A 15,924-nucleotide genomic window follows, 5' to 3' on the forward strand; every position below is an offset into this window, starting at 1 on the left:
GAAGGTTTCTCACAAGGCTAGATCCTCAGGTGTGAATGTCATCTTGAATGAACGATAGGGAGCGAAGTCGCTTGGTTTCATTCCCTGCATCTCGGTCAACCGGCCAATATTCTTGACCGCGGCAACCGCCGAACTGTCGAACGAACCGTCACCACTGGACTTGGCCACGCTGACCGAAGTCACCGTACCGTCCGGCAACATGCCGATCTGCAGCACTACTGTCATGCCTTTGCGTGCCGAAGGTGGACGTGTCCAGCCTTCTGCTGCCCGCGCCCGAATCAGGTCGTCGAAACTGCCCGCGACTTCATCACCACGCTCATCGGCCAAGGCTTGCTGACGCTGCGGCGTGTCGGAGAGCAAATCTGCCAAGGCCTGGGCCTTTTTCTCTTCGGCGGATTTACGCGCTGCTTCCTGGGCCTTTTTCTTGCTGGCATCGGCGGCAGCTTTCTTCTTCGCGTCGTCGGCGATTTTCTTCTTCGCCTCGTCTGCTTCAGCTTTTTTCTTGGCGTCTTCGGCGGCTTTCTTCTTCGCGTCTTCGACTATTTTCTTCTTGGCGTCTTCAGCGGCCTTTTTCTTGGCCTCTTCTTCGGCAGCCTTCTTGGCTTCTTCTTCAGATTTCTTCTTGGCTATATCAGCCAATTGTTTCTCTTCAGCTTTTTTAGCTTCGGCAGCTTTCTCGGCTTTCTTGGCTTCATCAGCCTTTTTCGCCTCGTCGGCCTTCTTGGCTTCGTCAGCCTTTTTCGATTCCTCGGCCTTTTGAGCCGCCTCTTCTTTCTTTTGTTCCGCAGCAGCCTTCACCGCTTCCTGCTCGACCTTCTTCTGTTCCATCTGTTCGACTTCAGTCTGGCGCGCAGCCGACTTCTGGGCCTCACCCGCAATCTTCTGATTGGTCTGGGTGGTGGCCTGGCTTTTCGATTTCAGCTGATACAGGGTCGCCTGCACGATCGGCTTGGCTGGCGGCAGGTCCGGAGTCATGGCAAAGCTGACGAACAACATGCCAAAGACCAGGACGTGCAGGGCAATTGCCCAGACGCTAGGCCAGAAGAAGCTTTCCGAGGCGGACGGCTCTCGCTGTTGCTGCATCAGGGCGCCTCGGTAATCAAGCCAACGTTACCGACGCCGGCCTTCTGCAGCCCGCCCATGGCGCCCATGACGGAACCGTAGTCGACCGACTTGTCGCCGCGGATGAACACCTGGGTGTGCTTGCCGCCTTCGTTGCCGGAGCGAATGATCTTGGTCACCGCATCGGTCATCGCCGGCAGGGTCAAGGCCTTGTCCTGTTGCTTCTGGGTGTCGACTTCGCTGCCAAGGTTCCAGTAATAGGTCTTGTCAGCCTTGATCGAAATGGTCAGGACCTGAGTGTTGTTGTCCTGCGGCAAGGCTTCACTGGAAACCTTGGGCAGATCAACCTTCACGCCCTGGTTGAGCATCGGCGCGGTCACCATGAAGATCACCAGCAGCACCAGCATCACGTCGATGTAGGGTACTACGTTCATCTCGGCGACCGGCTTGCGCTTTTTGCGAGCTCGAGCGATTAAAGCCATTGGGAATTACCTGCTTATTCTTCGCTGGTGTGCACTTTACGGTGCAGGATCGCCTGGAACTCATCGGCGAAGGTGTAGTAACGGCTGATCAACGTTTCGCTGGTTGCAGCAAAGCGGTTGTAGGCAATTACTGCGGGGATAGCGGCGAACAGGCCGATCGCGGTGGCGATCAGGGCTTCGGCAATACCCGGGGCCACGGTGGCCAGGGTCGCTTGCTGGGCCTGGGCCAGGCCGCGGAACGAGTTCATGATCCCCCACACCGTACCGAACAGGCCGATGTACGGGCTGACGGAACCGACGGTAGCGAGGAACGGCAGGCTCTGCTCCAGTTTCTCTTCTTCACGGGAAATGGCGACGCGCATGGCACGGGCCACGCCTTCCATGACCGCTTCCGGATCAACACCCGGCTGCTGGCGCAGGCGCGAGAATTCCTTGAAGCCCGCGCGGAAGATCTGCTCGACGCCCGAGTCCGGGTCCGGGTTGCTGCCGGCCTGGCGGTACAGCTTGGACAGGTCGATACCCGACCAGAAGCGCTCTTCAAAGCTCTCCAGGGCACGTCGACCGGCGCGCAGCAGGTTGCTGCGCTGAAAAATCATGACCCAAGAGGTAACCGATGCGGCTACCAGGGTCAGCATCACCAGTTGAACCACGACACTGGCATTGCTGACCAGGCTCCACATGGAGGAATGGTCGACGACGGTAGGTTCCACGCTAAATCTCCTGCTTTGATTGTTTACCCGCGCCGCTCACGGCGGCAAAGGCCGCACGTAGAGTTTCGGGAATGGCCCGAGGTTTCAAACTATTGGTGCGCACACACGCCACCAGGAACTGCCCCTCACAGAGCAGCGTTGCATCCGTTGCCCGCCTGACCTGCTGCTTGAAACGCAGGCTGGCACGGTTCAATTCGATTACTTCAGCGCTGACCAGCAGCTCGTCGTCCAGTCGCGCCGGTGCGTGGTAACGCGCCTCGCTGGAATGCACGACGAATAACAGGTCCTCCCCTGCCAGCTGGGATTGGGCAAAGCCCAGCTCCCGTAGCCGCTCGGTACGAGCCCGCTCCATGAACTTGAGATAATTGACGTAATACACGATGCCGCCGGCATCGGTGTCCTCGTAATAAACGCGACAGCGATGTGCGAACGACTGATCCCCGTTTTGCGCGCGCATACTCTAGTGCTTACTCCTCAGGTTGCCAATCCGGTGGGGCAACTGTTTTTTCATTCTCGAAAAACATATCCAGTGACTGAATGACGACGCCAGCCACTAGGACAGCACAAACATCGAATAAATCGACTGGCGTGAAGCTTTTAATCGTCCACTGCATCAAGGAATTCGTCTACTACGGGCATCTCCCCCAATCGTGACGGAATGTTTAACCCGAAGTGCAGATAGGCATGGCGCGTCACCACCCGCCCCCTTGGCGTACGCATGATATAGCCCTGCTGGATCAGGTACGGCTCCAGCACATCTTCGATGGTATGGCGCTCTTCACTGATGGCCGCCGCCAGGCTGTCGACACCCACCGGGCCGCCGTCGAACTTCTCGATCATGGTCAAGAGCAGGCGTCGATCCTGATGATCGAAGCCGTGCTCGTCCACATCCAGCAGGTTCAAGGCCAGGTCCGCCACGGCCTTGGTGATATGCCCCTTGGCCCGTACTTCGGCAAAGTCACGCACACGACGCAACAAGCGGTTGGCAATCCGTGGCGTGCCCCGGGCCCGACGAGCGATTTCAAACGCGCCCTCCGGGTCCAGGGGCAGGCCGAGAATACTGGCCGAACGGCTGACAATGGTCGCCAGATCGGTAGTGCTATAGAACTCCAGACGTTGAACGATGCCGAAACGGTCTCGCAGCGGGTTGGTCAGCATGCCCGCACGGGTCGTCGCGCCCACCAGCGTGAACGGTGGCAAGTCGAGCTTGATCGAGCGGGCCGCCGGGCCTTCGCCGATCATGATGTCGAGCTGGAAATCTTCCATCGCCGGGTACAGCACTTCCTCGACGATAGGCGAGAGCCGGTGGATCTCGTCGATGAACAGCACGTCATGGGGCTCGAGGTTGGTGAGCAACGCCGCCAAATCACCTGGCCGCTCCAGCACCGGGCCGGAGGTGGACTTGATCGACACGCCCATTTCCTGGGCAATGATGTTGGCCAGGGTGGTTTTACCCAGCCCCGGCGGGCCGAAGATCAAGGTATGGTCCAAGGACTCACTGCGCCCGCGCGCGGCCTGGATAAACAACTCCATCTGCTCGCGCACGGTGGGCTGGCCGATGTAGTCGGCAAGGCTCAAGGGCCGGATGGCGCGGTCCTGGACTTCTTCACGGTCACGAGGCCCGGTGGCCGCGATCAGACGATCAGCTTCAATCACTTAAATCATTCCCTTCAGGGCTCGGCGGATCATGTCTTCGCTGCTCAGGTTCTTGTCCTTGATGGCCGAGACGGCCTTGCTGGCCTCCTGGGGTTTGTAGCCCAGGGAGATCAGCGCACTGACGGCGTCGCTTTCAGCACTCGCGACCTGGCCCGCCGGCATATCCGGCTGGTTCGGCACCAGGGCGAACATGCTCGGCACCACTTCCCAGGCCTTGAAGCGGTCCTTGAGTTCTACCAACAGGCGCTCGGCGGTTTTCTTGCCCACGCCCGGTACCTTGGTCAGCGCTGAGGTGTCCTGGGCCGAAACGGCTCGTACCAGCTCATCCACTTCCAGGCTCGACATCAACGCCAGGGCCAATTTAGGCCCCACGCCATTAAGGCGAATCAGTTCGCGGAAGAAGTCGCGGTCGCGCTTGCCAATGAAACCATAGAGTAGTTGCGCGTCTTCGCGCACCACCAGATGGGTATGCAGCGTTATAGGTTCACCGACCGACGGCAGGCGGTACAGGGTGGTCATGGGCACTTCCAGCTCATACCCCAGCCCGTTTACATCCAGAATCAGGTGCGGCGGCTGTTTCTCAGCCAGGGTGCCGCGCAAGCGTCCAATCACGGTTCAGATCCTTAAAGCTTGGGGTCAGAGCGAGGCCTGACCGGAAATAACGATTGCGCTGATGCTATCAGAGACGCAGGCGCCCGCCACGACTGCGTGCCATGCCCAGGCCGTGAGGCAGCAGGCTGGAGCGCGTGTGTGCATGGCAAATGGCAATGGCCAGGGCGTCGGAGGCATCGATCTGCGGCTTTGAGGTGAGCTTGAGCATGTGCATGACCATCATCTGCACCTGCTCTTTATTGGCCGCACCGGTGCCGACCACGGCCTGCTTGACCTGGGTCGCGGTGTATTCGGCGATTTCCATGCCCTCTTCGGCCCCTGCCACGATGGCGGCGCCACGGGCTTGTCCGAGTTTAAGGGCTGAGTCGGCGTTTTTTGCCATGAACACTTTTTCGATGCCCATGGTGACCGGTCCGTAGGTCTGGATCACTTCACGCACGCCGCGATAGACGATCTGCAGGCGCTCAGCCAACTCGCCTGCGCCGGTACGGATACAGCCCGAAGCGACGTAGACGCAGCCGCGCGGGGTGTGTTGCACCACACCAAAACCGGTGATGCGCGAACCGGGGTCGATACCTAGGATTAAAGTCATAACGCCTGCAGGTCGGATAAACACATTTTTTGATACATCGTAGTTCTAATGTGGGAGGGGGCTTGCTCCCGATGGCGATCGTCCAGTTAGACATAGGCTGACTGATACACCGCCATCGGGAGCAAGCCCCCTCCCACATTTGGATCTACGTCATTCTTCAGCCTAGCTGTTCGGCCACGGATTCCGGGATGTCGGCGTTGGAATACACGTTCTGTACATCATCCAGGTCTTCGAGCATATCGAGCATCTTCAGCACTTTCTGCGCACCGTCCAGGTCCAGCTCGGCACTGGTGGTCGGCAGCATCACGATCTCGGCGTCGGAGCCTTTGAAACCGGCCGCTTCCAGGGCATTACGCACGGCGTAGAAGCCGGCGAACGAGGTAAACACGTCGATGGAGCCATCTTCATTGGTCACTACGTCGTCGGCATCCGCCTCCATCGCCGCTTCCATCAGCGCATCTTCATCCACACCCGGCGCGAAGGAGATCTGCCCCTTGCGTTCGAACAGGTAGGCCACCGAACCGTCAGTCCCCAGGTTGCCGCCACACTTGCTGAACGCATGACGCACGGCGGCGGCAGTACGGTTGCGGTTATCGGTCATGCATTCGACCATCACCGCCACGCCACCCGGGCCGTAGCCTTCGTAGGTCAACTCGACCATGTCGTCGGTGTCGGCAGCGCCGGCCCCACGGGCCACGGCACGGTCGATAATGTCACGACTCATGTTGGCGCCGAGGGCCTTGTCCAGGGCCAGGCGCAGACGCGGGTTGGAGCCCGGGTCACCCCCGCCCTGGCGGGCAGCGACCGTCAGCTCACGGATCCACTTGGTAAAAATCTTGCCTTTCTTGGCATCCTGACGCTCTTTGCGGTGCTTGATGTTCGCCCACTTGGAATGGCCAGCCATAACACAACTCCGAAATTCTCTAGAAACCTTATCAACCCCACCCCGGGTGGGATACACCCCTTGTAACGCAAAGGCGCATCCGAAGATGCGCCTTTTTAGACTGCGTAAACCTCAGTGCGCTTTCACGCAGCAGCCTTACTCAGCCTTCGGCGTCTCGCGCAGGCGGATATGCAGCTCGCGCAATGCCTTGGCATCCACCACGCCCGGAGCCTGGGTCATGACGTCCGCAGCACTCTGGGTTTTCGGGAACGCGATCACTTCACGGATCGACTGGGCACCGGTCATCAGCATCACCAGGCGGTCGAGGCCGAAAGCCAGGCCACCGTGGGGCGGCGCACCGTATTTCAAGGCGTCGAGCAGGAAGCCGAACTTCTCTTCCTGTTCCGCTTCGTTGATGCCCAGCAGGCGGAAGACCGCTTGTTGCATCTCTTTGCGGTGGATACGGATCGAACCGCCACCCAGCTCAGTACCGTTCAACACCATGTCATACGCGCGGGACAGCGCGCCTGCCGGGTTGGCTTCCAGCTCTTCGGGCGAGCACTTCGGCGCGGTGAACGGGTGGTGCAAGGCGCTGAAGCTGCCGTCATCGTTCTCTTCGAACATCGGGAAGTCGACGACCCACATCGGTGCCCACTTGCAGGTCAGCAGGTCCAGGTCGTGGCCCAGCTTGATCCGCAGCGCGCCCAGGGCTTCGCTGACGATCTTGGCTTTGTCGGCGCCGAAGAACACGATGTCGCCGTCGACCGCGCCCACGCGATCCAGGATCACATTGAGGTTGGCTTCCGGGATGTTCTTCACGATTGGCGACTGCAGGCCTTCAACACCCTTGGCGCGCTCGTTGACCTTGATATACGCCAGGCCCTTGGCACCGTAGATGCCGACGAACTTGGTGTAGTCGTCGATCTGCTTGCGCGGCATGCTCGCGCCGCCAGGCACGCGCAGGGCGGCGATGCGGCATTTCGGGTCGTTGGCGGGGCCGCTGAACACCTTGAAATCAACTTCGGTGAGCTGGTCGGCCACGTCCACCAGTTCCAGCGGGTTACGCAGGTCTGGCTTGTCCGAACCGTAGCGGCGCATGGCTTCTTCGAAGGTCATGTGCGGGAATTCGCCGAACTCCAGGTCCAGCACTTCCTTGAACAGGTTGCGGATCATCTGCTCGGTGATGCCCATGATCTCTTTTTCATCGAGGAAGCTGGTCTCGATGTCGATCTGGGTGAATTCCGGCTGGCGGTCGGCGCGCAGGTCTTCGTCGCGGAAGCACTTGGCGATCTGGTAGTAACGGTCGAAACCGGCCACCATCAGCAGCTGCTTGAACAGCTGCGGCGACTGCGGCAAGGCGAAGAAACTGCCGGCGTGGGTACGGCTAGGCACCAGGTAGTCACGCGCGCCTTCCGGGGTGGCCCGGGTCAGGATAGGCGTTTCGACGTCAAGGAAGCCGTTCTCGTCGAGGAAGCGGCGGATGCTGGTGGTCATGCGCGAACGCAGGCGCAGCTTCTCGGCCATTTCCGGACGACGCAGGTCCAGGAAGCGGTAGCGCAGGCGGGTTTCTTCGCCGACGTCGGAGTATTCGTTCAACGGGAACGGCGGGGTTTCCGATTCGTTCAGTACTTCCAGCTCGTAGCCCAGCACTTCGATCGCACCGGACGCCATGTTCGCGTTCACGGCACCGGCCGGACGCAGGCGAACCTTGCCGGTGATCTTCACGACGTACTCGCTGCGCACACGGTCAGCGGCGGCGAAGCTTTCGGCGCGATCCGGATCGAATACCACCTGGGCCAGGCCATCACGATCACGGATATCGAGGAAGATCACCCCGCCGTGGTCGCGGCGACGGTGAACCCATCCGCAAAGGGTGATTTCCTGACCATCCAGGGTCTCGTTCAGTTGGCCGCAATAGTGGCTGCGCATCATGGTAGTGGTTTCACTTCTCGTAATTCGAAATTCGGTGGAGGCCTGCCTCGTCACCGTACATTAAAGCAGGGGACGGATAATGCAGGAGCCTGCGCATGGAGTTCAACTCAGTCTGCTTTGTCGCCGCCCGCCAGGTTCTTCTTCGAACCGGTCTTGAAATCGGTCTCGTACCAGCCGCTGCCGCTCAGGCGGAAGCCCGGCATGGACAACATCTTCTTGAGCTCGGGTGCCTGGCAGGCCGGGCAATCGACCAGCGGCGCTGCGCTGATCTTCTGGATGGCTTCCAACTGATGTCCACAGGAAGCACATTGATAGTCATACATGGGCATGGCGATGTCTCGGCGGTCGATCGTTACTGTGCCGCGCCCGCTCCTGATAAAGAGCAGAGGGAGAAAGCCCCGGCAGCAGCAAAGCGCGGGATTATATCTGGTAAATCAAGGCAGCGCAGCCGGCTTTCTGCCCGGGGCAGGCCCACCTCGACAGCGGACCGGCCCCGAGGCCTGCCGATTACTCAGGGCTTGGCGAGGCAGCACGGCCCTTTAACAGATGAACCACACACACTACCCTGACCAACCCACTGAAGTTCTTCACTCCTCCATACCGCAAGTGCACTTCCCGATCGACATAGGACAGCAATGCACTGACAGAGCAGGCATTGATCCTGGCTATTTCCGTGAGGATATTCCAATAGATCTGCTCAAGCCGAAGACAAGTAGAAAATCCGTTGAGCCTTACCGATCGGGACAATGGCTTGGCCAGCCCCATATCGAACCCCTTGGCGAAGGGGTCGACGCTTATCTTGTGGAAACCACCGGTTTCCATCACTCCCACATCCACTCCACGTGACATACACCTGACACTCCATTGCCAAACAACAGCCCATGGGTTCTCCCATTGGACAGTGGCCCTATAAGACAGCAGGACGAGGCAGGCAGCCAGAAGACGGGGCGTTGATAGGCGTAGGACAACGCCAGGAAATGCGTGGAAACAAGCAAGTGGCGCCACAATGGCGCCACTGTGGCTGTCGTTTACTGGCTTTCGAGCAGGGAACGCAGCATCCACGCGGTTTTCTCGTGAACCTGCATGCGCTGGGTCAGCAGGTCCGCGGTCGGCTCATCGCTGACCTTGTCGAGCAACGGGAAAATACCACGTGCGGTACGCGTGACCGCCTCCTGGCCCGCCACCAGTTGCTTGATCATCTCTTCTGCGCTGGGAACACCCTCTTCTTCCTTGATGGAGGAAAGGCGGGAGTAGATCGAATAGGCGCCCGGTGCCGGGAAACCCAGGGCACGGATACGCTCGGCTATGGCGTCCACCGCCAGCGCCAGTTCGTTGTACTGCTCTTCGAACATCAGGTGCAGCGTACGGAACATGGGGCCCGTGACGTTCCAATGGAAGTTGTGGGTCTTCAGGTACAGTACATAGGTATCGGAAAGCAGCCGTGAAAGCCCATCGACGATGGATTTACGATCTTCTTCACTGATACCGATATCGATTGCCATGTTTATCCCCTTCAATTGACAAGCATTCATTGATCAGGTGCACGACCACTCTAGCAAGAGCGCCGCAGAGACGCAGCCCGACACCCTCGGGCGACATGCGGCAAATCGCCCCTGCACGACCTGTCAGCCCGTGCAGTACAAGCCTTTGGGCATGTCGGAAATTTTCTTTAAGGCCGCCAGAAACCCCTGCACATGTCTAGGACAAGCGTTTCACGCAGAAATGCCACGCCCCTTTCAACCGCGGAAAATGCTCGATTTGAGTAGGCACGGCCTTTGCTGTTAAATAGGCAGCGTGTCGCCGTCGTTAATTTCCACGGCAAGCGGCATAGGCTGATACCCGCGCACGTGCCCAACGCCTCCCATTGTTCAGAAGCGAACCGTGCCAGTCAGCTCTTCCTTGTGATCCGTCTTAACGTGAGTTAATCAAAATGTTGAAAATCGTCCACCTGCTAACGGGCGTTGCAGCGTTGCTGCTGTCCTTTATCCCGAGCCTGCAGCCTGAAAGCCTGCCCTACCTGCAACAACACGACGCTCTGTACCTGGCCTTGTTCGGCCTTCTTAACCTGACGCTCGCTCCCGTAATCCCTTACTGGAACAAAGGCACACGTCATCAACTGCAAAACCTGGTCAGCGCGCTGCTGGTACTGACCGTTGTCGTACAAACCCTCACCCTCCTGGCACCTATGCCTGAAGTGGGCGGCCATCCGGCCATCCTGCTCAGCCTGGTGATTGCTGTGGTCGCTATCGTTCTTCACCTGGCCATCAGCTTCTACCGTTCGTCCCCGGCGGCCGCGTCGCAAAACTACGACATGACCAATCGGGATACCGGTACCGTCAAGTGGTTCAACACCTCCAAAGGCTTCGGCTTTATTTCCCGCGATTCGGGCGACGACATCTTCGTCCACTTCCGGGCTATCCGTGGCGAAGGTCATCGCGTCCTGGTGGAAGGCCAGCGCGTGGAGTTCTCCGTGATGAATCGCGACAAAGGCCTGCAAGCCGAAGACGTGATCGCAGCCCTGCCGCGTCGCTGATTCCAGCCGTCGCAGCAAAAAAACCGCGATCCAGCCTTGGCTGGGTCGCGGTTTTTTATTGCACTCGGATTAATAGTGCGGTGGCGGCGCCTCTTCTTCGGACGTCTCGAACTGGCCGCCCATTTCTTCCTGACGCTTGAGCAGCGCGGTCATCTGCAGCTGCAGGCGTTCAACCGCGCGCTGCTGGACGACCAGGATGTCATTGAGGGTCTCGATGGTGTCGTCCTGAAAGGCCAGGCGGCTCTCCAGATCGGTAACGCGGTCTTGCAAGTCCATGGTTCAACCCTGGGTAAAGATAAAGTCGGCAGGCAGCAACGCGTGCAGGCGCACACGAATGGCCGCCACTTGTTCTTCAGTGTACGGCTGGGCCGGATGCTTGCCCCAAACCGGCGCAGGCCACGCGGCGTCATCACGCTTACGTACGATCACATGCACGTGCAATTGGCTGACGACATTGCCCAGCGCACCGATATTCATCTTGTCGGCGCCCAGGCCTTCGTTGAGTAACTGCGCCAGCAACGTAGTTTCCTTCCAGAGGATCTGTTGATCTGCGACATCCAGCTGAAACACTTCGCTGATACCGTTGATGCGTGGCACCAGGATGAACCAGGGGTAATTCGAGTCATTGGACAGCAGCAGGCGGCACAACGGGAAGTCCCCGATCACCAGTGTGTCTTGTTGCAGGCGTTGGTCTAAGGCGAACACCACGGGCACTCCGTTTGGCAGGTCAAGTTCCGGCGCCCAGCATACCTTTGAATGCAGGCGGCTTCACGGCGAATACGGGAGAGCCCCGGCGCATCCGGAGAAAAAAACCGCACCCTTTCGATGCAGGCGAATAATTGAGCTACGCTAACTCGGGCCTCACCGGGATGCACCAAAATGACCCACTTGTGCCTCAAAGAGATCCGCCAACTACCCACTCATGGGGGTGGACCGGTAACGTTTTCCTCGGGCAACGTTTTTTTTGCCCCCCCAACAGCGGTAACACACGGGCGTCAAGCCCAAACCAAACGGCGTAAAAAGCCCGTACTTATGCGGTTTTTACACCGTCGTAACGTTTTTCACGAAAAAATGACATTCAGTTACCAGTTTGGGCGCGCTTGTTGCATTCACCCCCCTATCGTCGACAACGGCACCTGCAGGGAAGTGAGTGTTTCGCGATAAAAAACAGTGGCGTTTCAATGCATACCAAGGAAGACGACAAACTCTGAAAGACGTTTGAAAACAGCATTGAAGTTGTCAGTCCCGTTACATTCGGACTGTGAATTTGCGACATGGAACTAGCAATTTACGACAGCCTCGTAAAGAAGCTGAAAGGAAAGATGGGTAAGTATCGTCAATAGAGTCTGCGTGATATAACTTTGCGCCGACACAAAAAAGAAAGAGCCGCCCAGATAAAAATACAGGTGGGACGGCAGTACTCTTCCTAAAACCAAAGGAGCAAATCACGATGCGCGTGATGAAGTGGAGCATGATCGCCCTGGCTGTTTCAGCAGGCACCTCGCAGTTCGCAATGGCGTCCGCCCAGGACGATTCCAAGGGCTTTATCGAGGACAGTACAGCCAGCATTCTGACGCGGGCCCTGTATTTCAGCCGTGACCGCCGTAACCACGGTGCAGAACAAAGCCGTATCGAAGAAACAGGCCTTGGCTTCCACGGCCTCTTCAGCTCGGGTTACACCCAAGGCACCATCGGTGTCGGTGTCGACGTGATCGGCCTGCTGGGCGTCAAGCTGGACAGCGGCAAAGGCCGTGCCGGCACCGGTCTGTTCCCAGAGGGTTCCGACGGCCGTTCGCAGGATGACTACTCCAAAGGCGGCGCAGCCATCAAGTTCCGTATGTCCAATACGGTCCTGAAGATCGGTGATCAGTACACCACCGCTCCAGTGTTCGCTTCCGATGACAGCCGTTTGCTGCCGGAACTGCCGCAAGGCATCTCCATCACCAGCAACGAAATCAAAGATCTGAAACTGGAAGCCGGTCACTTCACCTCGATCGTTGCCCAGGATCAAACCTACCGCGACAGTATCGCCAGCTCCGAACCAGGCTCGAGCCGTGGCCTGCGAGACGCCAACTTCGTGGGCGGCGTGTACTCCTGGACCCCAGAGTTCACCACCAGCCTCTACTACTCGAAAGTGGAAGACTACTGGAAGAAGATCTACGCCAACGTCAACTGGACCCACGCGCTCAGCGATGACCAGTCCGTGGCTGTCGACTTCAACATCTACGACACCAAGAGCGACGGCGCCGGCCTGGTCCGTGCTGACAAAGACAGCACCACCAAGCTCGACAACCGTGCGTTCAGCCTGCAAGGCGCGTACACCATTGGCGCTCACACCTTCACCCTGGCAGCACAGAAGGTCAGCGGCGACGGCCAGTACGGCTACGGCGTAGACGGCGGCGGCACGATTTTCCTGGCCAACTCCATCGCCCGCTCCGACTTCAACGCTGAAGACGAGAAGTCCTACCAGGCTCGCTATGACCTGAACATGGCGACCTTTGGCATCCCAGGCCTGAGCTTCATGACTCGTTATGTGAAAGGTACTGGCGCCAACACCTCGACCACTAACAATGGTAAAGAGTGGGAACGCGACATCGAAGCCAAATACGTGATCCAGAGCGGTCCAGCCAAAGACCTGAGCCTGCGCGTACGTCAGGCGACCTATCGCTCATCTGATCAGGTTTACTCGGGTTCCCTCGACGAACTGCGTCTGATCGCGCAATACCCGCTGAACATCTTGTAATTGCCGGTTCAATTACAACGATGACTTAAGGCCCCGGCCTTAAACAAAAAAGCCGCTCCCCTGTTTACAAGGGAGCGGCTTTTTCATTGCAGTTTTATTTCAGTAAATAACTAGCAAGCTAACTAACGAGATTCAAGTGACACGTTTAACCTGACCTTTCGGCCAAGTTAAACGCGCTTCTTTCACTTACTTCGGAGCTGCTTCCTGCATCACTCGAATAACGCGCTGCGGAAATGGAATATCAATCCCCGCAGCCTTTAAACGATCACGCGCCAGTTCATTCAACATGAACACTACATCCCAATAATCCGGGGTATTGGTCCAGCAGCGCAGGGAAACAGTGATCGAGCTATCGCCCAAGGTCGACACCACGGCCACCGCAGCAGGATCCGTCAGTACACGCGGATCTTTTGACAGCTCCAGCAGCACTTCACGAGCCTTTTGCAGATCCGCCTCGTAGTCCACACCCACATCAAAGACCACCTTGCGGGTCGGCTGACGGTTGGTGTTGGTGATGATGCCGTTGGACAGGATGCCGTTGGGCACGATGACGGTCTTGTTGTCACCGGTACGCAGCACGGTGTGGAAGATTTGGATGCTATCGACAGTCCCGGAGGTGCCCTGGGCCTCGATCCAGTCACCAATGCGGAACGGGCGGAACAACAGAATCAGCACACCACCGGCAAAGTTCGCCAGGCTGCCTTGCAACGCCAGGCCGATGGCCAGGGTAGCGGCACCGATGGCGGCGACGAACGACGTGGTCGCCACGCCGATCATCGAGGCCACACTGACAATCAGCATGACTTTCAGCGCGATGTTCGCCAGGCTGGTGATGAAGTGCTGCAGCGCCAGGTCCGCGTTACGCATGGCCAGCAGGCGGCCCACGCGGTGGGTCAATACGTTGATCAGCCACCAGCCAATGGCCAGGGTGATCACCGCCAGCAACACCCGGCTGCCGTATTCCATGATCATCGGGATCCATGACTGTGAGGTCTTGATCAAGTGATCCATTTCAGCGTTTAAATCCATGTAGCTTCTCCTGTATGGCGAATGTGCGGCTTATTGACTGCCTGAAAACGCAAATGAGCCCCGTAGGGCTCAAGAGCAGGCGCTGGCTCTGGGGCGTGGGACGCCGAAAACGCCCGCAGGTTCCCCAATGTGCCATCAGTCGCGGAAGTTATTGAACTGCAGCGGCATGTCGAAGGTCTTGGCGCGCAGGGCGGCAATGGCATCCTGCAGGTCATCACGCTTCTTGCCGGTGACACGAACCTGCTCACCCTGGATGGCCGCCTGGACTTTCAGCTTGGCATCCTTGATATGGGCAACGATCTTCTTTGCCAGCTCCTTGTCGATACCTTCCTTGAGTACGGCTTCCTGCTTCATCAGCTTGCCGGAGGCGTAGGCGTCCTTGATTTCAAGGCACTGCGCGTCGATCTTGCGCTTGACCAACGACAGCTTGAGGATCTCGATCATCGCTTCCAGCTGGAAATCGGCTTCAGCGGTCAGGTTGACGGTCAGTTCCTTTTCCTTGAATTCGAAGCTGCCCTTGCCTTTCAAGTCATAGCGGCGGTCCAGCTCCTTGACGGCGTTCTCGACGGCGTTGGTGACTTCGTGTTTGTCCAGTTCAGATACCACGTCGAACGAAGGCATGTGATTTCTCCAATATAAGGGGCGGGCTCAGTAGAGATGGAGCGCGCCAGAGCTAAAATGCCGGGGCATTATAGCGGTTCTTTCGTCCCGTTCACTGTGAGCGACCCTACGGAGCAGAAACTGATGTCGACCACCTGGCATATTCTTGGCGCGGGCAGCCTGGGCACACTGTGGGCCACCCGCCTGGCTCGTGCCGGCTTACCCGTCAGGTTGATCCTGCGCGATGCCACGCGCCTGGCCAGCTACCGGGCTTCACCCGGCTTGACCCTGGTGGAACACGGCGTCGCCCATACCTACTCGGTGTTCGCTGAAACGCCCTACAGCCCCGAGCCGATTCATCGCCTGCTGGTAGCGTGCAAGGCCTACGACGCCCAGGGCGCTGTCGCACAACTGCAACACCGCCTCGCACCGGACGCCGAGCTGATCCTGCTGCAGAACGGCCTCGGCAGCCAAGACGCGGTGGCCGCGCAACTGCCCCAGGCGCGCTGCATTTTTGCCTCCAGCACCGAAGGCGCGTTTCGCGACGGTGACTGGCGCGTGGTGTTCGCCGGCCATGGCTACACCTGGCTGGGGGACGCGAGCCACCCTACTCCGCCGCTGTGGCTGGATGACCTGCACGCTGCGGGCATCCCCCACGAATGGAGTACCGACATCCTGACGCGCCTGTGGCGCAAACTGGCGCTCAATTGCGCGATCAACCCGCTGACGGTGCTTTACCAGTGCCGCAATGGCGAACTGCAGAGCCATCAATGTGAAGTCGCGACCCTGTGTGCCGAGCTTGGCGAACTGCTGGAATGCTGCGGCCAACCCACCGCCGCGCTGGATCTGCACCAGGAAGTGGAACGGGTTATCCAGGCCACGGCCGCCAATTATTCCTCCATGTACCAGGACGTGGCCAACGCCCGCCGCACCGAAATCAGCTACTTGTTGGGCTATGCTTGCCAGGCGGCCGCCCGTCACCAATTGAGCCTGCCCCATGTGCAACAACTGCAAGTGCGCCTGGTCGAGCAGTTACTTGCACGCGGATTGCCCCGCGACTGAGGCACGCGCTACCCTGCCCGCCTGTCTA

Annotated in this window: 19 protein-coding genes; 3 read left to right on the forward strand and 16 right to left on the reverse strand. The window is 58.7% G+C overall.

Features of this window, described 5'->3' with window-relative positions; genetic code table 11:
* Positions 1–9 precede the first annotated feature (9 nt).
* The 12 genes from tolA to BFP99_RS18725 form a co-directional block, all read right to left on the reverse strand.
* Entirely contained in the window at positions 10–1,083 is a 1,074-nt protein-coding gene (tolA, locus tag BFP99_RS18670; protein ID WP_065947883.1) for a cell envelope integrity protein TolA, read from the reverse strand.
* The gene (gene tolR, locus BFP99_RS18675) at positions 1,083–1,535 is read right to left on the reverse strand and encodes a protein TolR (RefSeq protein WP_161793227.1); all 453 of its coding nucleotides are present in this window, start codon (positions 1,533–1,535) and stop codon (positions 1,083–1,085) included. Before tolR ends, tolA begins: the two co-directional genes overlap by 1 nt.
* Before the next feature lie 23 nt (positions 1,536–1,558).
* Positions 1,559–2,254, reverse strand: a complete 696-nt coding sequence (tolQ, locus tag BFP99_RS18680; protein ID WP_053135845.1) for a protein TolQ — start codon at positions 2,252–2,254, stop codon at positions 1,559–1,561.
* 1 nt (position 2,255) lies between these two features.
* Positions 2,256–2,711, reverse strand: coding sequence for a tol-pal system-associated acyl-CoA thioesterase (gene ybgC / locus BFP99_RS18685; protein ID WP_032890914.1), 456 nt, complete (start codon positions 2,709–2,711; stop codon positions 2,256–2,258).
* A gap of 140 nt (positions 2,712–2,851) precedes the next feature.
* Positions 2,852–3,910 (reverse strand): Holliday junction branch migration DNA helicase RuvB, encoded by a 1,059-nt coding sequence (gene ruvB, locus BFP99_RS18690; protein WP_065925895.1) that lies wholly within the window; start codon positions 3,908–3,910, stop codon positions 2,852–2,854.
* Positions 3,911–4,522: a Holliday junction branch migration protein RuvA gene (gene ruvA, locus BFP99_RS18695; protein ID WP_003175802.1), complete on the reverse strand. Its 612-nt coding sequence runs from the start codon at positions 4,520–4,522 to the stop codon at positions 3,911–3,913.
* 67 nt (positions 4,523–4,589) lie between these two features.
* On the reverse strand, positions 4,590–5,114 hold the full coding sequence (gene ruvC / locus BFP99_RS18700) for a crossover junction endodeoxyribonuclease RuvC (RefSeq protein ID WP_065925894.1): 525 nt from the start codon (positions 5,112–5,114) through the stop codon (positions 4,590–4,592).
* A gap of 157 nt (positions 5,115–5,271) precedes the next feature.
* Positions 5,272–6,018 (reverse strand): YebC/PmpR family DNA-binding transcriptional regulator, encoded by a 747-nt coding sequence (locus BFP99_RS18705; protein WP_027605539.1) that lies wholly within the window; start codon positions 6,016–6,018, stop codon positions 5,272–5,274.
* A gap of 135 nt (positions 6,019–6,153) precedes the next feature.
* The gene (gene aspS, locus BFP99_RS18710) at positions 6,154–7,929 is read right to left on the reverse strand and encodes an aspartate--tRNA ligase (RefSeq protein ID WP_027605538.1); all 1,776 of its coding nucleotides are present in this window, start codon (positions 7,927–7,929) and stop codon (positions 6,154–6,156) included.
* 107 nt (positions 7,930–8,036) lie between these two features.
* The gene (locus tag BFP99_RS18715) at positions 8,037–8,258 is read right to left on the reverse strand and encodes an FmdB family zinc ribbon protein (protein ID WP_010208103.1); all 222 of its coding nucleotides are present in this window, start codon (positions 8,256–8,258) and stop codon (positions 8,037–8,039) included.
* A 178-nt stretch (positions 8,259–8,436) separates the two neighbouring features.
* Positions 8,437–8,778, reverse strand: a complete 342-nt coding sequence (locus BFP99_RS18720) for a ribbon-helix-helix domain-containing protein (protein ID WP_065925893.1) — start codon at positions 8,776–8,778, stop codon at positions 8,437–8,439.
* Between the two features lie 179 nt (positions 8,779–8,957).
* On the reverse strand, positions 8,958–9,431 hold the full coding sequence (locus tag BFP99_RS18725; RefSeq protein ID WP_065947884.1) for a Dps family protein: 474 nt from the start codon (positions 9,429–9,431) through the stop codon (positions 8,958–8,960).
* A 428-nt stretch (positions 9,432–9,859) separates the two neighbouring features.
* On the opposite strand from BFP99_RS18725, the gene BFP99_RS33885 reads away from it, so the two are divergent.
* A complete protein-coding gene (locus BFP99_RS33885) occupies positions 9,860–10,462 on the forward strand; it encodes a cold-shock protein (RefSeq protein WP_005790922.1) in 603 nt (200 codons plus the stop codon).
* Positions 10,463–10,531: 69 nt separating this feature from the next.
* On the opposite strand, the gene BFP99_RS18735 is transcribed toward BFP99_RS33885, so the two are convergent.
* Positions 10,532–10,738, reverse strand: a complete 207-nt coding sequence (locus BFP99_RS18735; RefSeq protein WP_065925891.1) for a SlyX family protein — start codon at positions 10,736–10,738, stop codon at positions 10,532–10,534.
* Positions 10,739–10,741: 3 nt separating this feature from the next.
* Positions 10,742–11,167, reverse strand: coding sequence for an HIT domain-containing protein (locus BFP99_RS18740; protein ID WP_065925937.1), 426 nt, complete (start codon positions 11,165–11,167; stop codon positions 10,742–10,744).
* 745 nt (positions 11,168–11,912) lie between these two features.
* On the opposite strand from BFP99_RS18740, the gene BFP99_RS18745 reads away from it, so the two are divergent.
* Positions 11,913–13,205: an OprD family porin gene (locus BFP99_RS18745; protein ID WP_027605533.1), complete on the forward strand. Its 1,293-nt coding sequence runs from the start codon at positions 11,913–11,915 to the stop codon at positions 13,203–13,205.
* Between the two features lie 186 nt (positions 13,206–13,391).
* Here BFP99_RS18745 and BFP99_RS18750 read toward each other — a convergent pair whose 3' ends face one another.
* Both BFP99_RS18750 and BFP99_RS18755 read right to left on the reverse strand, forming a co-directional pair.
* Positions 13,392–14,234, reverse strand: coding sequence for a mechanosensitive ion channel family protein (locus BFP99_RS18750; protein ID WP_065925890.1), 843 nt, complete (start codon positions 14,232–14,234; stop codon positions 13,392–13,394).
* A 135-nt stretch (positions 14,235–14,369) separates the two neighbouring features.
* Entirely contained in the window at positions 14,370–14,855 is a 486-nt protein-coding gene (locus BFP99_RS18755; protein WP_053135814.1) for a YajQ family cyclic di-GMP-binding protein, read from the reverse strand.
* Between the two features lie 123 nt (positions 14,856–14,978).
* Between BFP99_RS18755 and BFP99_RS18760 the strand changes: the two genes are divergently transcribed.
* Complete coding sequence (locus BFP99_RS18760) at positions 14,979–15,896, forward strand: putative 2-dehydropantoate 2-reductase (protein WP_065947885.1); 918 nt, start codon at positions 14,979–14,981, stop codon at positions 15,894–15,896.
* Positions 15,897–15,924 lie beyond the last annotated feature (28 nt).

Origin of the sequence: Pseudomonas sp. 1 R 17, assembly GCF_900067035.1 — a bacterium.
Classification (GTDB): Bacteria; Pseudomonadota; Gammaproteobacteria; order Pseudomonadales; family Pseudomonadaceae; genus Aquipseudomonas; species Aquipseudomonas marginalis.

Excerpts from the sequence above, each read along its gene's own strand:
- tolA (WP_065947883.1), bottom strand. The coding sequence starts at position 1,083 with ATGCAGCAACAGCGAGAGCCGTCCGCCTCGGAAAGCTTCTTCTGGCCT.
- ybgC (WP_032890914.1), bottom strand. The coding sequence starts at position 2,711 with ATGCGCGCGCAAAACGGGGATCAGTCGTTCGCACATCGCTGTCGCGTT.
- ruvC (WP_065925894.1), bottom strand. The coding sequence starts at position 5,114 with ATGACTTTAATCCTAGGTATCGACCCCGGTTCGCGCATCACCGGTTTT.
- BFP99_RS18705 (WP_027605539.1), bottom strand. The coding sequence starts at position 6,018 with ATGGCTGGCCATTCCAAGTGGGCGAACATCAAGCACCGCAAAGAGCGT.
- aspS (WP_027605538.1), bottom strand. The coding sequence starts at position 7,929 with ATGATGCGCAGCCACTATTGCGGCCAACTGAACGAGACCCTGGATGGT.
- BFP99_RS18715 (WP_010208103.1), bottom strand. The coding sequence starts at position 8,258 with ATGCCCATGTATGACTATCAATGTGCTTCCTGTGGACATCAGTTGGAA.
- BFP99_RS18720 (WP_065925893.1), bottom strand. The coding sequence starts at position 8,778 with ATGTCACGTGGAGTGGATGTGGGAGTGATGGAAACCGGTGGTTTCCAC.
- BFP99_RS18725 (WP_065947884.1), bottom strand. The coding sequence starts at position 9,431 with ATGGCAATCGATATCGGTATCAGTGAAGAAGATCGTAAATCCATCGTC.
- BFP99_RS33885 (WP_005790922.1), top strand. The coding sequence starts at position 9,860 with ATGTTGAAAATCGTCCACCTGCTAACGGGCGTTGCAGCGTTGCTGCTG.
- BFP99_RS18735 (WP_065925891.1), bottom strand. The coding sequence starts at position 10,738 with ATGGACTTGCAAGACCGCGTTACCGATCTGGAGAGCCGCCTGGCCTTT.
- BFP99_RS18745 (WP_027605533.1), top strand. The coding sequence starts at position 11,913 with ATGCGCGTGATGAAGTGGAGCATGATCGCCCTGGCTGTTTCAGCAGGC.
- BFP99_RS18750 (WP_065925890.1), bottom strand. The coding sequence starts at position 14,234 with ATGGATTTAAACGCTGAAATGGATCACTTGATCAAGACCTCACAGTCA.
- BFP99_RS18755 (WP_053135814.1), bottom strand. The coding sequence starts at position 14,855 with ATGCCTTCGTTCGACGTGGTATCTGAACTGGACAAACACGAAGTCACC.
- BFP99_RS18760 (WP_065947885.1), top strand. The coding sequence starts at position 14,979 with ATGTCGACCACCTGGCATATTCTTGGCGCGGGCAGCCTGGGCACACTG.